Below are 19,170 nucleotides of genomic sequence, written 5' to 3'. Positions count from 1 at the left end.
ATGGGAAATCATAATGGACAAAACAACATAAAGCTTAATATTATCCGTTCATCTAAGAGAATGTTAAAGTATTACATTGTTCGCTTATTATTTAATATCTTTAAGATACATTCATCTAATTATTAACAAGTTGCATACAAAATTCAAATTTCTTTTGATCTTAATTCTGTGTATACCATTCTTTGGTTTTTCACAAGGATTTGAATTGTCCAAAGGCAAGAAATTTGAAAAGGTTAAATTTCAGTTAATAAATAACCTTATCATTATCCCAATAGAAGTCAATGGTGCAAAATTGTCTTTTATTCTTGACTCCGGGGTCAGTAAACCAATTCTTTTTAATGTTTCGGATCAGGATTCCATTCAATTAAAAAACGTATCTGAGATTACCATCAGGGGCTTGGGTGATGGAGATCCAATTCAGGCGTTAAGCTCAAAAGGAAACTTTTTTAAACTTAAGGAAGTCAGGAATATAAATCAGTTACTTTATGTAGTCCTGGATAAAGAAATGAATTTCTCTCCAAGTCTGGGGATACCTATTCACGGGATTATTGGCTATGATCTTTTTCGTGATTTTGTAGTGGAAGTAAACTATAGTTCCCAATATATAAAGTTTCATGATCCTGAATTTTATGTAGAGAAAGAGAATTCTAAGTCTCAAAAGTTGCCCTTATATATAAGAAGGAACAAGGCATATATTGATGGAAATGTAGGTTTTAATGAAGTTGATGAGGTTTCCGTGAAACTATTAGTTGATACAGGGAGCAGTGATGCGGTTTGGCTTTTTGAGGATGAAGACAAAGGCCTTGATATCCCTTTGCAAAACTATGAGGATTTTTTAGGCAAAGGTTTAAATGGAAAGATCTTTGGTAAACGTACTAAGGTAAACAGCATTAAGATTGGTGAATTTTCAGTAAAGGATGCCAAGGCGGCTTTTCCCGACATGAACACATTTAGTAATGCCACAATTTTGGCGGGAAGAAATGGTAGTGTAGGAGGGGGTATTCTTAAACGTTTTAATATCATTTTTAACTATCCCGCAAAAGAAATTACCTTAAAAAAGAATGGAAATTTTGCAAAACCATTCCAGTATAATATGTGTGGTTTACAATTACAACATAATGGTGTACGTTACATTGCGGATAGGATTGCAGATAGAAGAGGTGTTGTTATGAATAGTGAGAGGAAGTTTGGTGATGTTCAGATTCTTATGCAAAACAGAACACGGCTTAGTTTGGTGCCTGAGATAATTGTATCAGGAATAAGAGCCGGTAGTCCTGCCCAGGAAGCCGGATTAAAGGAAGGAGATATTATTTTGGCCGTAAACGGTAAACGTATTCATAGCATTAAACTTCAGGAAGTAATGAAAATGCTGAATGAAAAGGAAGGGAAACGAATAAGAGTACTTATCGAAAGATATAATACGGATCTACTGTTTTCATTTGTGCTTAAAAAAGCCTTTGAATAAAAAAAACCGGAATTTATATTCCGGTTTTTTGTTAATATTTAAAAGGACTTTCTATTTTCCTTCAACAGCTTTAACCTCGCCTTTAATTTTTAATACCTTAGTAGGTGTATCAGCGTTAGATATCACTGTAATAGCTTTTCTTATAGGACCAACTCTCTTAGTGTCATATTTAACCTGAATTTCTCCTGTTTTACCCGGTAAAATTGCCTCTTCCGGTTTTTTAGGGATTGTACAGCCACAACTAGAGCTTACTTTACTTATGATTAATGGTGCTGTTCCTGTATTTGTGAATTCAAATACCCTAACACCATCGCTGCCTTTTTCTATAACACCATAATCAACAGTTTCAGTCTTAAACTCAATTTTGGCAGCCTTTTCCTGGGCTTGTACACTTAATGCAAGTAGGCCTACAAATAATACTAATACTATTTTTTTCATTACTTTTTGCTTTTGGGTGAATCTCAAATGTAAATGTTTTGGCATCAACATCCAAAATTCTTTTGTTATGTTCTAACGTTACTTATTTTTGTTTCGTATTTCCAATCCGGAAAAATTAAAGTGATTATCCCAAGTTTAACATTTTAGGAGATAGTCATTTTTTAATACTGGGGTTGAATTAACAAAAACTGTACCGAAAATATGGATATCCCATCAAAATATGAGCCTCAGATAGTAGAAGACCATTGGTATAACTACTGGATGAAGCATAATTATTTCCATTCTTCACCTGATAATCGAAAACCCTATACTATTGTAATACCACCGCCAAATGTTACCGGGATACTTCATATGGGACATATGTTGAACAATACAATCCAGGATGTACTAATCAGGAGGGCGCGCCTGCTTGGCTTGAATGCATGTTGGGTGCCGGGAACGGATCATGCCTCTATAGCCACAGAGGCTAAGGTGGTAGCCAAACTTAAAGAACAGGGAATAGACAAAAAAGATATTACCAGAGATGAATTCCTTAATCATGCCTGGGAATGGACACATGAATATGGGGGGGTAATCCTGGAACAGCTTAAAAAGTTGGGCTGCTCCTGTGACTGGGATCGAACCAAATTTACTATGGATGAGGACATGTCGGCATCCGTTATTAAAGTTTTTATTGAATTATTTGATAAAGGCCTGATATACAGAGGATACCGTATGGTAAACTGGGATCCGTTAGCGAAAACAACCCTATCTGATGAGGAGGTTATTTATGAAGAACGAAATGGTGAATTGTACTATTTGGCGTATTCCATAGAAGGCTCAGATGAGAAAGTTATCATAGCAACCACGAGACCCGAAACAATTTTGGGAGATACGGCTATATGCATTAACCCGAGCGATGAGCGTTACCACAATTTAAGGGGTAAAAAAGCCGTGGTTCCAATTTGCAATAGGGTAATTCCAATAATCGAAGATGAATATGTTTCAATGGAATTTGGAACGGGTTGTCTTAAAGTAACACCTGCACATGATGAGAATGACAAACTTCTGGGAGAGAAACACGGACTTGAAACTATTGATATATTTAATGACAACGCAACCCTGAATTCCTTTGGGATGCACTATGAGGGCATGGACCGTTTTGACGCGCGAAAGGCCATTGTAAAGGAATTAAAGGAGAAAGAGTTTTTGACCAAGGTAGAACCCTATGTAAATAAAGTAGGTACTTCGGAACGAACAAAGGCCGTTATTGAACCACGACTCTCTGATCAATGGTTTCTAAAAATGGAGAATTTGGCAAAGCCTGCCTTGAGTGCCGTGCTTGAAACAAGGGAGGTGAACCTTTTTCCAAGAAAATTTGATAATACATACCGCCACTGGATGGAAAATATTCGGGATTGGAATATTTCCAGACAACTTTGGTGGGGCCAGCGCATACCCGCCTATTATTTTGGTGATGGAGAGAATGATTTTGTTGTGGCAGAAACAAGGGAGGAAGCTCTTGTCAAGGCTAGAGATAAATCCGGTAAAAGTGATCTGAAATCGGAAGATCTAAAACAAGATGAGGATGTTCTTGATACCTGGTTTTCTTCGTGGCTCTGGCCGATAAGTGTTTTTGGCGGAATACTGGAACCTGATAATAAAGAGGTTAATTACTATTACCCCACCAGTGATTTGATAACAGGGCCTGATATTTTATTTTTTTGGGTTGCGAGGATGATTATTGCCGGCTACGAATTTAGAGGTGAAAGGCCATTTGACAATGTTTATTTAACAGGCCTGGTTCGGGATAAACAAAGGCGTAAAATGTCAAAATCTCTGGGAAATTCTCCCGATGCTCTTGAATTAATTTCAAAATACGGAGCTGATGCAGTACGGGTTGGTTTGTTACTTAGTTCTGCTGCAGGAAATGACCTTTTATTTGACGAAACACTTTGCCAGCAGGGAAAAAACTTTGCCAATAAAATTTGGAATGCTTTTCGGCTTGTTAAAGGATGGGAAGTTGCTGAAATACCGCAACCGAAATCTTCGCAAAAGGGACTTGAATGGTATACGGCCAGATTTAACCAGGTTCTTGCTGAGATTGAGGATCATTTTAATAAATATCGCATTTCAGACGCCCTTATGGCGATATACAAATTGGTGTGGGATGATTTTTGTTCCTGGTTGCTGGAAATTGTGAAGCCCGCATATCAACAGCCTATAGACCAGAAAAGCTATAACGCTATCATAGCTTTATTTGAAAATAACTTAAAATTGCTCCATCCTTTTATGCCCTTCCTTTCCGAGGAAATCTGGCAACGTATATCTGACCGGAAACCATCAGAAGCTCTGGTGATTGCCACATGGCCCGAAATAGAAGATTTTGATAATGAACAGATTAAGGCCTTTGAATTTACCGCTGAGGTAGTTACCGGAATACGCAATATTCGTAAAGAGAAGAATATTCCATTTAAGGATACCTTGTCACTTTCTGTTCTTAACAAGGAAGGTTTTAAGGAAGATTGGGATGTAATTATAAAAAAACTGGCAAATGTTGAACAAGTCATCCCGGTACAAAAAGCACTAGATGGTGCGCTTTCATTCAGAGTTCGTAGCAATGAGTATTTTATTCCTGTTGAGGGCACACTGGATATTGAGGGCGAAATAAAAAAAATCCGGGAGGAACTTTCCTATACAAGGGGATTCTTAAAATCGGTTCAAAAGAAATTAGACAATGAAAGGTTTGTGAACAATGCTCCTGAGAAGGTAGTTGCAATGGAAAAAAAGAAAGCCCTGGATGCCGAGGCGAAGATCCTGACGCTGGAAAAAAGTTTGAGTAATTTGGAGTAATAAGTTTAGTATATTTTTAAGACTACATTAAGTTGACTATGGCTATTTTGTAGGAGAAGTGAAATAGGCAATTAAAAGAAATTATGAGAAAGATTTATTGTGCATTACCACTGATTTTATTACTGTTATCAATAGGCTGTTCCTCGGATGATGACAATATTCCGCAGGATGATATCCCTATAATTGAAAGTAGGACCGTCATACCTGATGTATTTTTTGAGCGGGCATTGATAGAGCTTAATGTAGATGATGTTGAAGATGGTTCCGTACTTACAAGTTCGATCGAAAATATCGCTGACCTGATAATTGAAAATAAAGGAATAACAGATTTAACAGGAATAGAAGATTTCACTTCCTTGGTAGGGCTATGGATTGATGATAATATGCTCTCTAGCCTTGATGTTTCTAAAAATTCCAATTTAAAATTTATGATTGCGGCTAATAATATGTTAACTACCGTTAATGTATCCAATCTGAGTATGTTAGAAAGGATTCAGGTTGAGAATAATAGCCTGGCCCAATTGGATATTTCTGATAACCTGGCGTTACAACAATTAAGTTTAGCCAATAACGAGCTGCAAGCTATTGATATTTCCAATATCCCTACAGTCATCCAGTTAAATACATTTTCAATAGAGAACAATCCTTTGGATTGTATTAAAGTGAATGCTGAGCAGTTCGCCAATATTCCCGGGCAATGGACTAAGGATGATACAGACATCTACGCCCTTGAATGTAATTAATGGTCAGTTCTTCCGAAAAGAGCGTTTCGCTTCTGCCGGACTCAAAGCATTTTATTTGAACATATACGTTTCGATGTTTATCTTTAGTAGAAAATAGAAACTTATGAAGACTTCATTTTTAGGCTGTTTTGTATTTATTTCAGCTTTTTCCCTGGCCCAGGTAGATTCTTCGAAAATTTTACCTGAGGAAATTCAAATTAAAACGGCAGTTTTACCTGCACCTGAGGAAGATAAGGCGGATGCCATGGTATATGGTTATAACAAAAAAGGCGAATTAGTTGTTTTGCGCAAAGGGGCAAATAATCTGGTATGCTTATGTGATAATCCTTTTAAGGAAGGAATAAGTGTTAGTTGCTATTCAAAGAAACTTGAACCATTTATGGCAAGGGGAAGAGAACTTTCTGCTCAAGGAAAAGACTTTAAAGAGAAAAGGGAGATTCGGGGTAAGGAAGTAGCTACGGGTAAACTAAAGATGCCTGAAGAACCGAGCATGATGTATATATTCTATGGTTCTGATGAGAACTACGATAAAACAACAGGGAATTTAAAGGATGGTAAGTTTCGTTATGTTATTTATACGCCTTTTGCTACCACAGAATCTACAGGCCTTCCCGCGAAGCCACATGCACCTGGAATGCCGTGGCTTATGGATCCGGGAACTCACAGGGCTCATATTATGGTTGGGCCATTCAATTAGTTAGTGTGCAAGTTTGGAAATCATTAATTGATCTTTTATTACATCATAAATAATTACTCTTTCCTGTTTGTTTATAACCTCAAATCCATGTATTCAGGAAAGGGGACAAAGTTAACAGCACAGCAATAAATGAATTTTTTTATCTTTGAGTCAAGCATGTTTTAAATGGAATCTTACGCAACGGCATTACTTTATGCAATCCCATTTTTTATTTTATTATTGGGCATAGAAATACTCTACGGGTACTTCGCTAAAAATCAAAAGCACAAGGTTTTGGATACCGTAAGTAGTATTAGTTCCGGTCTTACTAATATTTTAAAGGATTCTTTAGGTTTGGGTATTATTATCGTAAGTTATCCTTTTTTGTTGGAACATTTTGCCATAACGGAAATCAAGACTAACTGGCTTGTATGGGTGGTCGCATTTATTTTTATCGATTTTGCAGGTTATTGGAATCACCGACTCAGTCATCATATTAATTTCTTTTGGAATCAGCATGTTATACATCATAGCAGTGAAGAATTTAACTTAGCATGTGCATTGCGTCAATCAGTTTCCAACCTATTAGGCTATTTTCCACTTTTTCTAATTCCTGCGGCCATTCTGGGTGTACCTACAGAGGTTATTGCAATTTTGGCGCCGATCCATCTTTTTGCTCAGTTTTGGTATCATACACAACATATTGGTAAAATGGGATGGTTAGAATACATCATTGTAACTCCGTCCCAACATAGAGTACACCATGCTATAAATCCAGAGTATATTGATAAAAACCTTGGGCAGGTTTTATGTATTTGGGACCGGTGGTTTGGTACCTTTCAGGAAGAATTGCCAGAAGTTCCTCCCCAATATGGGGTGTTAAAACCAGCCCGGACCTGGAATCCATTAATTATAAATTTTCAGCATATATGGCGTTTAATAAAAGATGCCTGGCACACCAGGAATTACTGGGATAAGCTAAGAATTTGGTTTATGCCCACAGGTTGGAGACCTTCCGATGTTCTGGAAAAATACCCCATATCCGTTATTCAGGATGTATATCATTTTCAGCGATACGAGACAAAAGCTTCTTTAGCTTTTAAGGGGTACTCCATTTTTCAAATGCTGACTACCTTATTGTTATTGCTTTTTATGTTTTACAACTATACAGAAATTGGATTTAATGGGTTGCTTCTGTTCGGGGCCTTTGTATTTATGGGAATATATGGCTATACTTCGCTTATGGATAGAAACAAGAATGCAATTTGGATAGAAATGTGTCGTGGTATATTAGGACTTGTTTTTATATATATTACAGGAGATTGGTTTGGGATTAATGAGTTTATTACCGGAGGTGCTTATTTTGTTGCCTTTTATTTTGCAATTACCATCTTCGGGAGTTTATATTTTACCTATTTAGAGGGAAAATCTTCGACATCCAAAGCACTTATATAAGCACTATGGGAATAAGACCTTACATACTTGCAGAGTCGAACTGGGCAGCTATAAAAGATGCCAATTTTGAATTGGCTATTTTACCATGGGGAGCAACAGAAGCACATAATTATCATTTACCCTATGCAACTGATATTTACGAAGCCGATTATATTTCGGCTGCAGCTGCCAAAATTGCCTGGGAAAAGGGAGCTAAACCTATAGTACTGCCAACAATCCCATTTGGGGTTAATACAGGGCAATCTGATATTTATTTGGATATTAACCTTAATCCAACTACACAACTGGCCATCTTAGGTGATGTTATTGAAACCCTTGACCGACAGGGGATTCACAAACTTCTTATCTTCAATAGCCATGGTGGAAATAATTTTAAGGCGATTGTCAGAGAATTGGGATTGAAGTATCCGGAAATGTTCATTTGTTTCTCTAATTGGTTTCAGTCTATGAACAGAAAAGATTATTTTGAAAATGAAGGTGACCATGCCGAAGAAATGGAAACTAGTCTTATGTTATACCTCCGGCCTGAATTGGTGTTGTCCAAAGATCAATGGGGATCTGGTGAATCCAAGAAATACAGGATTAAGGCTTTTAATGAAGGATGGTTATGGGCAGAACGAAAATGGTCAGAGGTTAGCAGGGATACAGGTATAGGCAATCCCGAATATGCCACCAAAGAGAAAGGAGAACTATTCTTTAAGGATATGACTTTAAAAATAGGAGATCTGATTTATGATTTATGTAAAGCAGATAGCAAGGATCTATATGAATAAAAGGAGTTATTGTTTGTTAATAATTTCCTTTTTCACAAGCCTTATATACAATTCCATAGCTTCCTCCCGGCTAATGTTCTTGGCCTGAATTAAGGCATTGGCCTTAAAGGCATTAATTAATGGGGTCTTACTGCCCGGGTTGTTATAATTCTTATTCGCAATTTTATAATAAGCATATAATTTTAATAATAAGTCTGCGGGCAGGGGTTTGGTATAATCATTAACCAATTCAACCGCCTCTAAGAAATCACTACGCAGTTTATTATTCTTCATCCCTGTGTGGAGTTGTGGCAATGCATGTTTTAGCACCGACAACTTTTTGGTTTAATTTTACTGTAATTGCACTGTTTAAAGGTAATAACAGATCCACTCTTGATCCAAATTTAATAAAGCCCGAATCGTCACCCTGTTGTACATTTTCTCCAATTTCAGCATAATTAATAATGCGTCTGGCCATGGCACCCGCTATTTGTCTGTAGAGAATATCACCAAATTTTGGTGTATGAATTACAACAGTTGTGCGTTCGTTATCTTCACTGGATTTTGGATGCCAGGCAACGAGATATTTACCGGGGTGATACTTGGAATACGTAATTACACCACTCGATGGATACCTTGTAATATGAACATTGAAAGGGGACATGAATATTGAGACTTGTATACGTTTATCCTTAAAATATTCTTTTTCCTCTACTTCTTCAATGGCAACTACCTTTCCATCCACCGGGGCCAGGATATCATTAAAGTTTTTATCTACAACTCTTTTAGGGTTTCTAAAAAATTGAAGAATTAAAATAAAAATGATCAATGCTAAAATCTGAATCAAGTACCTTAACCAGGGTTCAGATATATAATACTGAGACAAAACAATGGCAATACCAACACTAAAGAAAGTCGTTAATATAATTTTCTGTCCTTCTCTATGAAACATATGAAAACAACATTAGAGTTAAATAAGCAAATGGGGCTGCAAAAATTAAACTATCTAAACGATCCAACATACCTCCATGACCTGGTAAAATTGCCCCACTGTCTTTTACCCCTGCCTGTCTTTTAAGTTTAGATTCAATAAGGTCTCCCAAACTACCGGTAATTACAATTACACCAGCAAGAATAACCCATTGAACAGGGTTTACGATATCATCATATTTTGCCATAATGTAAGCCGCTACCAAAGTTGCGAACAAACCACCAAGGGAGCCTTCAATTGTTTTTTTTGGTGAAACGGCCGGGTACAGTTTTGTACGTCCTATTGTTTTACCGACTAGATAGGCGAAAGAATCATTTACCCAAATTAAGATAAAAATACCCATTATTAGGTATTTAGCAAATTCATTATCCTTATATGGGATCATAGTTAAAAAAATGCATCCGCCACCAACATAGAAAAGACCAACAATAAACTTTTCATAATTATAATAGATTTTTTTCTTGTTGGAAAATAAGTAATAGAGCAGACTAAAGTTGACGATGATTGTTATGAACATTAGGACATTAATCAATATTTTATCATCAATAAGATAGATATATGCCCACCACAGCGCTAAATAAGCGATAAAAATGTAATATCCTCTATAGCCTACAAGTCTTTTGTATTCATACAAACAGGCCAGACCAAATACCATGAAAAGGAAGTCAAACGCGTCTGAACTAAGAAAAACAGCAGATAAGAGAAGAATTACATAAACAGCACCTGTCAATAATCGCCTAAGAAGTTCTTTCATACTAAAGGTCTTCCATAAGTAATAAGTACAAATGTTTTGTGCTGCTTCCGTAGGTTAGAAAATCATTTGCATTTTCCTTAGTACCTTGAAAATGCTTTATTGTTGTAATATTTGCCGGGATACCTCCTTTATATTTCTTCTTGATTATTTTCAATCCCTCTCCAATACTCTCAACCAACTGACTGGTTGTTGCAAAAACAATAACGTTTTCGGGTAATTCACTAAGCTTCTTTTCTTTAAGTTGATTTGAGCAAACCAAAATAGATCCATTTTGGGCAACCAGATGTTCACAAGTAGTAAAGAAAACTTCACTGTCTTTAGCCTTTTCCGTAAACTTCAAATTGTCTTTGGAAAATTTTTCTTCTAAACGCGGATTCATCACAAAGAATGGAATTTCTTCCCAGTGGTTTTCCTCTATTATGTTTTTCAATGCTTCAGAAACTTCGTCAAAGGAATCGCAATAGATGAATTTGCCACCATTTTTTTTAAAATGAATAGTGAACTTCTCATCGACCGGAATATTTAAGTCGGGCATGTGCATCCCCCTCGTTTCCACAGTTTCTTTGGAAACTTTCTTCTTACCACCACCAAATAGCTTGTCAAATAGACCCATCGATATATTTAGCCTTCAAATAATGCTCTATTTATTAAAAACAACGCTTAGTATTATTATTTATTTTCCTCAGCAGAATCTTCGGTTGCCAGGGTTTCAGTATTGACTATTTCCTGACCTTTTTGATCAAATACTTTTTCAAAAGGTCTTTTGCCAAAGATTTTTTCTAAATCCTCCTTAAAGATAACTTCTTTTTCCAATAAGCGCTCAGCCAATTCCGTAAGTTTATCTTTATTTAATTCCAGCACTTCTATCGCCCTATTATATTGCTCTTCTATTAATTTAGAGATCTCCTGGTCAATTACCTGTGCTGTATCTTCACTATATGGTTTATTAAACCCGAATTCATTTTGACCTGAGGAGTCATAGTATGTAAGATTACCAATTTCGTCATTTAGGCCGTAGATGGTAACCATGGCACGAGCCTGTTTGGTTACTTTCTCTAAATCACTTAGAGCTCCTGTAGAAATTTTATTAAAAATAACTCTTTCGGCGGCCCTTCCCCCTAAGGTAGCACACATTTCGTCCTTCATCTGTTCCGGGCGAACAATAAGGCGTTCCTCAGGCAAATACCATGCTGAACCCAGAGATTGTCCTCTAGGTACAATGGTTACTTTTACCAATGGAGCAGCATGTTCCAGCATCCAACTTACAGTGGCATGCCCGGCCTCATGGTAGGCAATAGTCTTTTTCTCTTCAGGAGTTATAATTTTGTTCTTTTTCTCAAGTCCACCTACAATACGGTCAACGGCATCCAGGAAGTCCTGTTTATTTACGGCCTTTTTTTCTTTTCGTGCTGCAATTAACGCAGCTTCATTACATACATTGGCTATATCAGCTCCAGAAAACCCGGGTGTTTGTCTGGCAAGGAAATCAAGATCCAGAGTCTCCGAGGTTTTTATTGGTCGGAGGTGTACTTCAAATATCTCTTTTCTTTCACGTATATCCGGTAGATCCACATAAATTTGCCTGTCGAACCTGCCGGCACGCATCAAAGCTTTGTCTAAAACATCCGCCCGGTTGGTAGCGGCCAGTACTATTACATTTGTATTAGTACCAAAACCATCCATTTCTGTTAATAACTGATTCAACGTATTCTCACGTTCGTCATTAGATCCTGTAAAGTTATTTTTCCCCCTGGCTCTACCAATGGCATCAATTTCATCAATAAAAATAATCGCGGGAGATTTGTCCTTAGCCTGCTTAAACAGGTCCCTTACCCTTGACGCTCCTACACCAACAAACATTTCAACAAAATCTGATCCGGATAATGAGAAGAAAGGAACTTTTGCTTCACCGGCGACTGCTTTGGCCAGTAATGTTTTACCTGTACCGGGAGGTCCAACCAAAAGAGCCCCTTTAGGTATTTTACCACCGAGAGAGGTATATTTATCGGGATGTTTTAGGAATTCCACGATTTCTTCTACTTCTTCTTTTGCTCCTTCTAAGCCTGCGACATCCTGGAACGAAGTCCTTGTATCCGTCTTTTCATCAAATAATTTTGCTTTCGATTTCCCGATATTAAAGATCTGACCACCTGCACCACCCCCTGCACCGCCAGACATTCTGCGCATAAGATAAATCCATATTCCAATAATTAGCACGAAAGGTAATATAGACAGCAATAATTCCATAAACACGTTTGATTCCTTATCAAATTCTACTATGGTGTCCAGATTGCTTTCCTTTTTTATTTCGGTTATCTCATTTTGGAAAATTTGCAAATCTCCGTAATCTAATACATACTGGGGAATAGAGGCAGTTGACGGAAATAAGGGCTTCTCGGAAACATCTTTGTGTACATCTTTTGCCAGAGCTTCATCGGAAAGGAAAACTTTTGCCTGATTGGTGTTAGTGATAATTACTATTTTAGTAATATCTCCATTTCTCAGATATTCCTGTAGTTCTGAAGTTGTTGTTTTCTTTGTGGATGTAAGATTATCGCTGCCAAAGAATTGGAAAGCAATCAAAAAAATTGCTATCAAACCATATATCCACCATGAACTAAAACGTGGTTTTTTTTGCGGGGTATTATTATCTTTTGCCATTTTCTTTTTTATTGATTAAAGCTGCTCTCGACCATTGTGACTTTGGCATCTCCCCAAAGTCCCTCTACATCATAGAATTCTCGTATATGTTTTTGAAATACATGAACTACAACATTTACATAGTCTAACAGTACCCATTCAGCATTTTCTGAACCTTCTATATGCCAGGGTTTATCTTTTGATGCCTTGCTTACTGTTTTTTGGATTGAGTTTACTATCGCATTAACATGAGTATTAGAAGTACCATTACAAATTATGAAGTAGTCACAAACAGTATTCTCTATTTCCCTTAGGTCAAGTACATTTATTTCGAGTCCTTTTACTTCTTCTATTCCATCTAAGATTAAGGTAATTAACTCATCTGCACTAGCTTTCCTTTCTTGCATTCAATATTTTTAATTTCTACAAAGTTATTGTTTTTTTGTTTTCTTAGCTATTGTTTTTAACATAACATTGTAGATCAAAAACGAGATAGCCTATATGCAAAGAGTCAAACTTGATGCCACGGATTCTACAAATGCCTACCTGAAAAAACTAATGGCTACTGAAAAGGTTCAGGATTTTACTGTAGTCACTGCTAATAATCAATTGAGCGGTCGCGGTCAAAGAGGTGCTCAATGGGAGTCAGAAGCCGGTAAAAATTTGACATTCAGCGTGTTGAGGTATTTTGAAAATTTTCGGATTCAGGAACAATTTGCTCTGAACATAATAGCTTCCTTAGCCGTTTACAAAACACTTAAAAAACTATTTATTCCAAATTTATATGTTAAGTGGCCAAACGACATTATGTCAGGTAATAACAAAATATGTGGTATTCTTATTGAGAATAATCTAAAGAATGATCTTATTAAGTCCTCAATAATAGGGATTGGATTAAATGTCAATCAAATGGATTTCGGGAAGTTAAATAAGGCATCCTCATTAAAAAGGATTACAGGTAGGACTATTGATCTTGATGAAGTTCTCACTGCAATACTAGATAATCTAAAAGTACTTTTTGAAGAATTTACGCCCGGGAAAGTTCATGGGATTCGTGAGCAGTATGAATCTTTTTTATTTAGAAAGGACAAACCTTCCACCTTTCGAGACAGCAATTCTAAATTAGTTACAGGCTATATACGGGGGATAACTGAAGAAGGCAAATTAGTGGTGGAATTTGAAGATGCTATCTTCAAGGAATTTGGTTTTAAGGAATTAGAACTATTACACTAATACCAACCTTAAAAAATCAGATAAAAACTTACAAGGATTTTGCGGTTATATTTTACTCAAATTATCCGATAAGGCATTCATGAAATTAGTTATGGGCGTTTTTATCATCATAGCCATCATGGAATTAAATTCTCCTTCAAAACGCAAAATGACGCCAGTTTCGTCATCGTTTTTGGCATTCAAATCAACAGTAAGCGTAAAAGGTAATTTATCACTTGCTGCCCCCAAAACCAGCTTATCCATTGGTTGCTGATGCTTTCTTTTTAAAACAATTTGTGGCATCCCACTAAGAGCAAAAAGGAAGGTGTCTGAGTCAAGGACTTCAAATTTATCAATGCTGTCTGGCATTAATTGTTCAAAATTTTTAAGATCCGTGACAAATTCATAAACATCTTCAATTTTCTTTGATACGGTTTTGTGTTGAGTTTCTATTTCCATTTTATTATATGTTCCATTTTGAAGGATGATCCTTCCATTCTCTTAAAGTTTTTAATTGCCCTTCTTTGATGTAATTTGTCCTTGAAGCTTGTTCAATTAAATAATCATAATTACTTAAGGTATGAAGTTCTATATCCTTTTGTTTAAAACTCTCTTCAGATACATTAAAGCCGTATGTAAAAATTGCCAGCATACCTTTTACAACAGCCCCACTAATTTTTAAAGCTTCAACGGCATTCAGGCTACTTTTTCCTGTGCTTATTAGATCTTCAATAACAACAACGGTTTGATTCTCTGACAGCTGCCCTTCAATTTTATTTTGTCGGCCATGTGCTTTGGCTTCTGGCCTTACATAAATAAACGGTAAACCAAGATAATCGGCAACGAGGATTCCAATACCAATCGCACCGGTTGCAACGCCGGCAATCACATCTGGTTTTCCATATAAGTCAACAAGTTGCTTAGCAATTTGTTCTCTTACATAATTTCTGATCTCGGGATAGGATAAAATAATCCGGTTATCGCAATAAATTGGAGATTTCCATCCAGAGGCCCATGTAAAAGGATTTTCTGGTTTCAACTTTATTGCATTAATTTGCAGAAGAAGCTCGGCCGTTTTTTCTGCTGTGTACTTGTCTAAAACCATTTCGCAAATGTATAAAGTTTTTGTTAAAGATGCCCCTTTGATTTTAACAAACAAACTCTCTGATGCCGCGGAAGGTGAATACTTTATGTTAAATGGTGAGGCTATTAATACTGCCATTGATGCATTGGCCAAGAAAAAGATGAAAAGGGCCTTTATTTATCACCCAAACCACGAGGAAATATTAAAAAAGTTTACCAAAAAAATTCCTTTGGAAATTGCCGGGGGTGGAGTGGTCACAAACAAAAAGGGGCAAGTACTTTTTATTTACAGGAATGATAAATGGGACTTACCCAAAGGAAAATTAGAAAAGGGGGAGTCCATAGAAGAGTGTGCTCTTCGGGAAGTAGAGGAAGAAACAGCTGTTAAGGGCTTAAAAATTGAAAACTTTCTCAGGACTACATACCACATTTTTAAAAGAAATGGTACTTATAAGCTTAAGGAAGTCCACTGGTTTGCAATGAAAACCTCGTATAAGGGCAAGTTGAAAGGTCAGAAAAAAGAGGGGATAGAAAAAGTTAAGTGGAAAGGGCCAAAAAAAATTCATAAAGCCCTGAATAATTCGTACACAAATATTAAATCACTGTTTGCAGACTGATTTTATAAGCTTAAAGGCGTATCAAAATGTTTTAAGCTGCTTTGGTAATCTCCTCAATTTCCTTTCTTTTAATTGGTTTGTTTTTATAGTCTATGATATGGTGAGTCCTGGATTTATAATATTTCCAGTTTTCCCTATCCGCAGGATCTATGGAGGAAGTTAAAATGTTGATTCTTATTTTAAGTTTAATTGGTATTGCTATGAATTCTTCCAGAAATTGCCATCCATCCATGATGGGCATGTTTATATCCAGAAAAATGACCTCCGGGATCTCTTTGTTTCGTTTTAAAATATTTTTAAAATCATCAATGGCTTCTTTTCCGTTTACATAACTACTTATTTCCTCACTTACATTTAAGGCGCTAAGCATCCTTTTAATTCCAAAAACAGTAATTGGATCATCATCTATTATGGCAATTAATCTAAGTTTTGTCATTAAAATATATGTTAAATGTAGTTCCTTTTCCCACTTCACTGCAAGCCATTATCTTGCCATTCATGGCCTCAACCTGATTTTTTGTTATATACAGACCTATTCCTCTGGCATCTGAATTATCATGGAATGTCTTGTACATCCCAAACAATTTTTCACCATTTTTATTCATGTCAATACCTAGACCATTGTCGGTTATACTCAAAATTGTGTATTTCTCATTTTTCGAAACCGTTAATTTAATAACCGGATCCCGTTTTGGGTCCCTGTATTTTACAGCATTGGTAATAAAGTTCATGATTATACTGTCAATATATGCTGGAATTACCTGGATATAGGTCTCATCAGGTATTTCGTTAATTATTACCGCATTATTTTTCTGAAGGAATGCGGCTAAATTTTGCTCCGCTGCTGCAATTTTATCATTTATTTTAACAGGCTTCTTCTCCAAATTGATATTTGTACTAATCGCCACTACTTCGTTTAGATTATCTAAAGTTTCCAATAGGTTATCGGAGGCTTCTGTGAGCATTTTTATAATATTTTCTCGCTCATTGGTGTCTTTTTCATCAACCAGAAACTCAAGAAGCATCGAGAAATTAGCTGTATGAGACCTTAGATTATGTGATACAATGTGTGCAAAATTGATTAATTGTTTGTTTTGAATGGAAGTTACATTTATAAGATCTCGAAGCTCCTGCTCCTTCTTCTTAAGATCAGAGATATCCAAACTTATCCCAATCAGACCATTGGCTTTGCCATCAGGGCCTATGAGTGGAATTTTGGAAGTCATAAAGGTGGTTAAGGTCCCATCCTTTTTAACACTAATTGTTTCCCTACCCAGAATAGGTTTTAGCGTGTTTATCACGCTGAGGTCTTCTTCACGGGAAATTCTAGCAGACTCATCATCGTAGAAATTTACATCATTTTTACCTATTACCTCAGAATCATCTGTAAATCCGCAGTATGCTAATTCTGCTTTGTTTACCAGGACTTTTCTTGATTCCAAATCCTTGATATACACATTTAGAGGTAAGTTATCTATTAATGTTTTTAATAGTTTCTGCTCTTCTCGTATTTGATTTTCTTTTTTTCTTGCCTCTGAGATGTCCTGTGCAGTTGACCAAAGTAGTTTTCTTCCTTTTTTATTTCCCACCAGGGATCCACTAATAAGTATGGGGTAGCTTGTTCCATCTTTTCTGACAAATTGGTGCTCAAAAGGACCATAAGTGCCTTTGGAATCGACTTCCTGCATGAAGTTGATCAATTTATGCTTGGATGAATCAGGAGCAATATCAGAATATTTCAAATGACTCAGATCTTCTTTAGTATAAGCCGTGGCTTTCTCAAAGGAACTGTTAAAATCCAGAATTTCTCCGGTCTCATAATCACTGAGGATATAGGCAATTGGAGATAATTCATATAATGATCTAAATTTTTGTTCACTAATTTTAAGCTTTTGTCTGGCTTCCACCATTTCTTTGATCATACGACCCTCCGCCAACAAGGATACAACCTTATTATCTTCGTTATAAATAGGTTTTAAACTGAAATCTACAGGAATAGGTTGTTTGTTTTTGTCAAGAACAACTATCTCACTACGCATAAACTCGCCTTGGGCGGCTGCAGAAACAACCTGTTTCAGCCCGTCTTTAACCATATCCGGAATAGGCCACCAATAGGCATCCCAGAATTTCTTATTAATGATATCTTCTGCTTTAAGGTCTGAGAATTGTAAAGCGGTATCATTGACCTCGAGAAAAGTACCCTCTGTATCCAAAATACCCGTAAACTGATAGGAAGAATTAAATATACTGCTGAATATGCGTTCCTGTTCCTCGTTTCTTGCCTTGGTTAATAATTCATGAGTAATATCTTTGAATGTACCTATAAGGCCCAAATATTTATCATCTTTAAAGACAGGTTTCCCTGCTGCCAAAACCGAAATTTCCTTTCCTTTTGCTGTAATTATCTGGAAAGTTTCACTCCATGCTATTCCTTTGGTCATGGCTTTATCAACTGCCATAGCAATGGTATTCCTACTATATCCTTCCTTGTAAAAATTAATAGCACTCTCAATTTCGGGCACAAAATCTTCAGCCACTTCATGAATGCTTTTGGTAATTTTACACCAGTTCAGTTTATCCTGTACGGCGTCATACTCCCAGCTTCCTATTTGTGATATCTCAGACTTGTCTTTGAGTAAAGTCTCAAGCTTTTCCAATTTTATATCATCAAAAATGGTATCTGAAATATCCCTTGTATGGATGATTACCCCAATAATATTTTCTTTCTCATCATACCAGGGCACGTTAACCCACTCAAACCATTTTTCTTTTTTTTCACCGTCATAAAAGTTTTCCACGCCTTTACGCATAGCCATACCTTTACACACCTCATTGAGATCTTTTTTCCAGGACTTACTTATATTATCAAAAAGTGTTAATAAAGAAGTTCCAACAACAGTTTTATAGTCAAAATTGAAGTCGGAAATCCACTTATCGGAAGCGTGGATTATTTTGAATTTTTTATCTACAAATACCGTTGATACTGGTAACTGTTTTATAAGATAATTATTATAAAAAGTTTGGGTTTCACTCAACATGCTACCGTAATTTCCTACTAAAGTAAACTGATTTTTCATCAATAGTCAATGATTGTTGTGAACTGGTCCAAACTCGTTGTGTGACTACAATTTTACATGGAGTACATGATAAAATAACTCAAAATGAAAGTAAATTCCTACTAAATTAAATGTTTTTTATAATATTTTTTTAATGAAATATTTAGGAAAACCCCTGCTTTCGACCATGTTAAAAGGGCTTATAGCAGGTTATTGAGATATTTTGACTGTATGGGGTACTAAAACACTAAAATCGCCTCCATTTCTGATTACATCCCTGACTATTGAAGAATTTATAAAGGATTTACCTGAAGCGGTTAGCAGGAATACTGTTTCAATTTCTGACAGTTTTCTATTTGTATGAGCGATTGCCTTTTCAAACTCAAAATCTGCCGGGTTACGAAGGCCACGAAGAATATATCCGGCATTTACCTTCTTGCAAAAATCTATGGTCAG

At 36.3% G+C, this 19,170-nt stretch carries 19 protein-coding genes and 1 pseudogene; 8 read left to right on the top strand and 12 right to left on the bottom strand.

The window, feature by feature from the left end; translation table 11 throughout:
- The first annotated feature begins 154 nt into the window (after positions 1-154).
- On the top strand, positions 155-1,465 hold the full coding sequence (locus Q0X77_RS08940) for an aspartyl protease family protein (RefSeq protein WP_297796146.1): 1,311 nt from the start codon (positions 155-157) through the stop codon (positions 1,463-1,465).
- Positions 1,466-1,516: 51 nt separating this feature from the next.
- Here Q0X77_RS08940 and Q0X77_RS08935 read toward each other — a convergent pair whose 3' ends face one another.
- Positions 1,517-1,903 (bottom strand): DUF1573 domain-containing protein, encoded by a 387-nt coding sequence (locus Q0X77_RS08935; protein WP_297796143.1) that lies wholly within the window; start codon positions 1,901-1,903, stop codon positions 1,517-1,519.
- 201 nt (positions 1,904-2,104) lie between these two features.
- Here Q0X77_RS08935 and Q0X77_RS08930 point away from each other — a divergent pair, with 201 nt between their 5' ends.
- The 5 genes from Q0X77_RS08930 (at position 2,105) to Q0X77_RS08910 (ending at position 8,382) form a co-directional block, all read left to right on the top strand.
- Positions 2,105-4,735: a valine--tRNA ligase gene (locus tag Q0X77_RS08930; RefSeq protein ID WP_297796140.1), complete on the top strand. Its 2,631-nt coding sequence runs from the start codon at positions 2,105-2,107 to the stop codon at positions 4,733-4,735.
- 83 nt (positions 4,736-4,818) lie between these two features.
- A complete protein-coding gene (locus Q0X77_RS08925) occupies positions 4,819-5,478 on the top strand; it encodes a hypothetical protein (RefSeq protein WP_297796137.1) in 660 nt (219 codons plus the stop codon).
- Between the two features lie 103 nt (positions 5,479-5,581).
- Entirely contained in the window at positions 5,582-6,175 is a 594-nt protein-coding gene (locus tag Q0X77_RS08920) for a hypothetical protein (protein WP_297796135.1), read from the top strand.
- A 165-nt stretch (positions 6,176-6,340) separates the two neighbouring features.
- Complete coding sequence (locus Q0X77_RS08915; RefSeq protein ID WP_297796132.1) at positions 6,341-7,609, top strand: sterol desaturase family protein; 1,269 nt, start codon at positions 6,341-6,343, stop codon at positions 7,607-7,609.
- Positions 7,610-7,614: 5 nt separating this feature from the next.
- Positions 7,615-8,382 carry a creatininase family protein gene (locus Q0X77_RS08910; RefSeq protein WP_297796129.1) on the top strand — a complete coding sequence of 256 codons (768 nt, stop codon included), beginning with the start codon at positions 7,615-7,617 and terminating at the stop codon, positions 8,380-8,382.
- Between the two features lie 6 nt (positions 8,383-8,388).
- Here Q0X77_RS08910 and Q0X77_RS08905 read toward each other — a convergent pair whose 3' ends face one another.
- Genes Q0X77_RS08905 through rsfS form a run of 6 tightly spaced genes read right to left on the bottom strand, consistent with a single transcriptional unit; the run spans position 8,389 to position 13,153 of the window.
- Positions 8,389-8,655: an acyl-CoA-binding protein gene (locus tag Q0X77_RS08905; protein WP_297796127.1), complete on the bottom strand. Its 267-nt coding sequence runs from the start codon at positions 8,653-8,655 to the stop codon at positions 8,389-8,391.
- Positions 8,645-9,313, bottom strand: coding sequence for a phosphatidylserine decarboxylase family protein (locus tag Q0X77_RS08900; protein ID WP_297796124.1), 669 nt, complete (start codon positions 9,311-9,313; stop codon positions 8,645-8,647). The genes Q0X77_RS08905 and Q0X77_RS08900 overlap by 11 nt, the downstream gene beginning before the upstream one ends.
- The gene (locus Q0X77_RS08895) at positions 9,303-10,106 is read right to left on the bottom strand and encodes a phosphatidate cytidylyltransferase (RefSeq protein WP_297796121.1); all 804 of its coding nucleotides are present in this window, start codon (positions 10,104-10,106) and stop codon (positions 9,303-9,305) included. The genes Q0X77_RS08900 and Q0X77_RS08895 overlap by 11 nt, the downstream gene beginning before the upstream one ends.
- Position 10,107: 1 nt before the next feature.
- Positions 10,108-10,719 (bottom strand): LUD domain-containing protein, encoded by a 612-nt coding sequence (locus Q0X77_RS08890; RefSeq protein ID WP_297796118.1) that lies wholly within the window; start codon positions 10,717-10,719, stop codon positions 10,108-10,110.
- Positions 10,720-10,775: 56 nt separating this feature from the next.
- Positions 10,776-12,767, bottom strand: coding sequence for an ATP-dependent zinc metalloprotease FtsH (ftsH, locus tag Q0X77_RS08885; RefSeq protein ID WP_297796115.1), 1,992 nt, complete (start codon positions 12,765-12,767; stop codon positions 10,776-10,778).
- An 8-nt stretch (positions 12,768-12,775) separates the two neighbouring features.
- A complete protein-coding gene (gene rsfS / locus Q0X77_RS08880; protein ID WP_297796113.1) occupies positions 12,776-13,153 on the bottom strand; it encodes a ribosome silencing factor in 378 nt (125 codons plus the stop codon).
- 94 nt (positions 13,154-13,247) lie between these two features.
- Between rsfS and Q0X77_RS08875 the strand changes: the two genes are divergently transcribed.
- Positions 13,248-13,979: a biotin--[acetyl-CoA-carboxylase] ligase gene (locus Q0X77_RS08875; RefSeq protein WP_297796112.1), complete on the top strand. Its 732-nt coding sequence runs from the start codon at positions 13,248-13,250 to the stop codon at positions 13,977-13,979.
- 45 nt (positions 13,980-14,024) lie between these two features.
- Here Q0X77_RS08875 and Q0X77_RS08870 read toward each other — a convergent pair whose 3' ends face one another.
- Together Q0X77_RS08870 and pyrE are read right to left on the bottom strand one after the other, a co-directional pair.
- Positions 14,025-14,417, bottom strand: coding sequence for an SRPBCC family protein (locus tag Q0X77_RS08870; protein ID WP_297796110.1), 393 nt, complete (start codon positions 14,415-14,417; stop codon positions 14,025-14,027).
- Between the two features lie 4 nt (positions 14,418-14,421).
- On the bottom strand, positions 14,422-15,063 hold the full coding sequence (pyrE, locus tag Q0X77_RS08865) for an orotate phosphoribosyltransferase (protein ID WP_297796109.1): 642 nt from the start codon (positions 15,061-15,063) through the stop codon (positions 14,422-14,424).
- A gap of 7 nt (positions 15,064-15,070) precedes the next feature.
- On the opposite strand from pyrE, the gene Q0X77_RS08860 reads away from it, so the two are divergent.
- Positions 15,071-15,658, top strand: a complete 588-nt coding sequence (locus tag Q0X77_RS08860) for an NUDIX domain-containing protein (RefSeq protein WP_297796107.1) — start codon at positions 15,071-15,073, stop codon at positions 15,656-15,658.
- A 31-nt stretch (positions 15,659-15,689) separates the two neighbouring features.
- On the opposite strand, the gene Q0X77_RS08855 is transcribed toward Q0X77_RS08860, so the two are convergent.
- The 3 genes and pseudogenes from Q0X77_RS08855 to Q0X77_RS08845 form a co-directional block, all read right to left on the bottom strand.
- Complete coding sequence (locus tag Q0X77_RS08855; protein WP_297796105.1) at positions 15,690-16,094, bottom strand: response regulator; 405 nt, start codon at positions 16,092-16,094, stop codon at positions 15,690-15,692.
- The gene (locus Q0X77_RS08850) at positions 16,081-18,735 is read right to left on the bottom strand and encodes a PAS domain S-box protein (protein WP_297796102.1); all 2,655 of its coding nucleotides are present in this window, start codon (positions 18,733-18,735) and stop codon (positions 16,081-16,083) included. The genes Q0X77_RS08855 and Q0X77_RS08850 overlap by 14 nt, the downstream gene beginning before the upstream one ends.
- Before the next feature lie 189 nt (positions 18,736-18,924).
- Positions 18,925-19,170, bottom strand: a pseudogene (locus Q0X77_RS08845) (pantetheine-phosphate adenylyltransferase); the annotation flags it as partial.

It is taken from the genome of uncultured Eudoraea sp. (assembly GCF_947258925.1).
In the GTDB taxonomy this organism is placed as follows: Bacteria; Bacteroidota; Bacteroidia; order Flavobacteriales; family Flavobacteriaceae; genus Eudoraea.
Note: the sequence above shows the minus strand (reverse complement) of the source record. Positions and strands in the feature narration are given on the sequence as shown.

Excerpts from the sequence above, each read along its gene's own strand:
- pyrE (WP_297796109.1), bottom strand. The coding sequence starts at position 15,063 with ATGGTTTTAGACAAGTACACAGCAGAAAAAACGGCCGAGCTTCTTCTG.
- rsfS (WP_297796113.1), bottom strand. The coding sequence starts at position 13,153 with ATGCAAGAAAGGAAAGCTAGTGCAGATGAGTTAATTACCTTAATCTTA.
- Q0X77_RS08910 (WP_297796129.1), top strand. The coding sequence starts at position 7,615 with ATGGGAATAAGACCTTACATACTTGCAGAGTCGAACTGGGCAGCTATA.
- Q0X77_RS08850 (WP_297796102.1), bottom strand. The coding sequence starts at position 18,735 with ATGAAAAATCAGTTTACTTTAGTAGGAAATTACGGTAGCATGTTGAGT.
- Q0X77_RS08895 (WP_297796121.1), bottom strand. The coding sequence starts at position 10,106 with ATGAAAGAACTTCTTAGGCGATTATTGACAGGTGCTGTTTATGTAATT.
- Q0X77_RS08860 (WP_297796107.1), top strand. The coding sequence starts at position 15,071 with ATGTATAAAGTTTTTGTTAAAGATGCCCCTTTGATTTTAACAAACAAA.
- Q0X77_RS08935 (WP_297796143.1), bottom strand. The coding sequence starts at position 1,903 with ATGAAAAAAATAGTATTAGTATTATTTGTAGGCCTACTTGCATTAAGT.
- Q0X77_RS08915 (WP_297796132.1), top strand. The coding sequence starts at position 6,341 with ATGGAATCTTACGCAACGGCATTACTTTATGCAATCCCATTTTTTATT.
- Q0X77_RS08920 (WP_297796135.1), top strand. The coding sequence starts at position 5,582 with ATGAAGACTTCATTTTTAGGCTGTTTTGTATTTATTTCAGCTTTTTCC.
- Q0X77_RS08870 (WP_297796110.1), bottom strand. The coding sequence starts at position 14,417 with ATGGAAATAGAAACTCAACACAAAACCGTATCAAAGAAAATTGAAGAT.
- ftsH (WP_297796115.1), bottom strand. The coding sequence starts at position 12,767 with ATGGCAAAAGATAATAATACCCCGCAAAAAAAACCACGTTTTAGTTCA.
- Q0X77_RS08905 (WP_297796127.1), bottom strand. The coding sequence starts at position 8,655 with ATGAAGAATAATAAACTGCGTAGTGATTTCTTAGAGGCGGTTGAATTG.
- Q0X77_RS08925 (WP_297796137.1), top strand. The coding sequence starts at position 4,819 with ATGAGAAAGATTTATTGTGCATTACCACTGATTTTATTACTGTTATCA.
- Q0X77_RS08855 (WP_297796105.1), bottom strand. The coding sequence starts at position 16,094 with ATGACAAAACTTAGATTAATTGCCATAATAGATGATGATCCAATTACT.
- Q0X77_RS08930 (WP_297796140.1), top strand. The coding sequence starts at position 2,105 with ATGGATATCCCATCAAAATATGAGCCTCAGATAGTAGAAGACCATTGG.
- Q0X77_RS08900 (WP_297796124.1), bottom strand. The coding sequence starts at position 9,313 with ATGTTTCATAGAGAAGGACAGAAAATTATATTAACGACTTTCTTTAGT.
- Q0X77_RS08875 (WP_297796112.1), top strand. The coding sequence starts at position 13,248 with ATGCAAAGAGTCAAACTTGATGCCACGGATTCTACAAATGCCTACCTG.
- Q0X77_RS08890 (WP_297796118.1), bottom strand. The coding sequence starts at position 10,719 with ATGGGTCTATTTGACAAGCTATTTGGTGGTGGTAAGAAGAAAGTTTCC.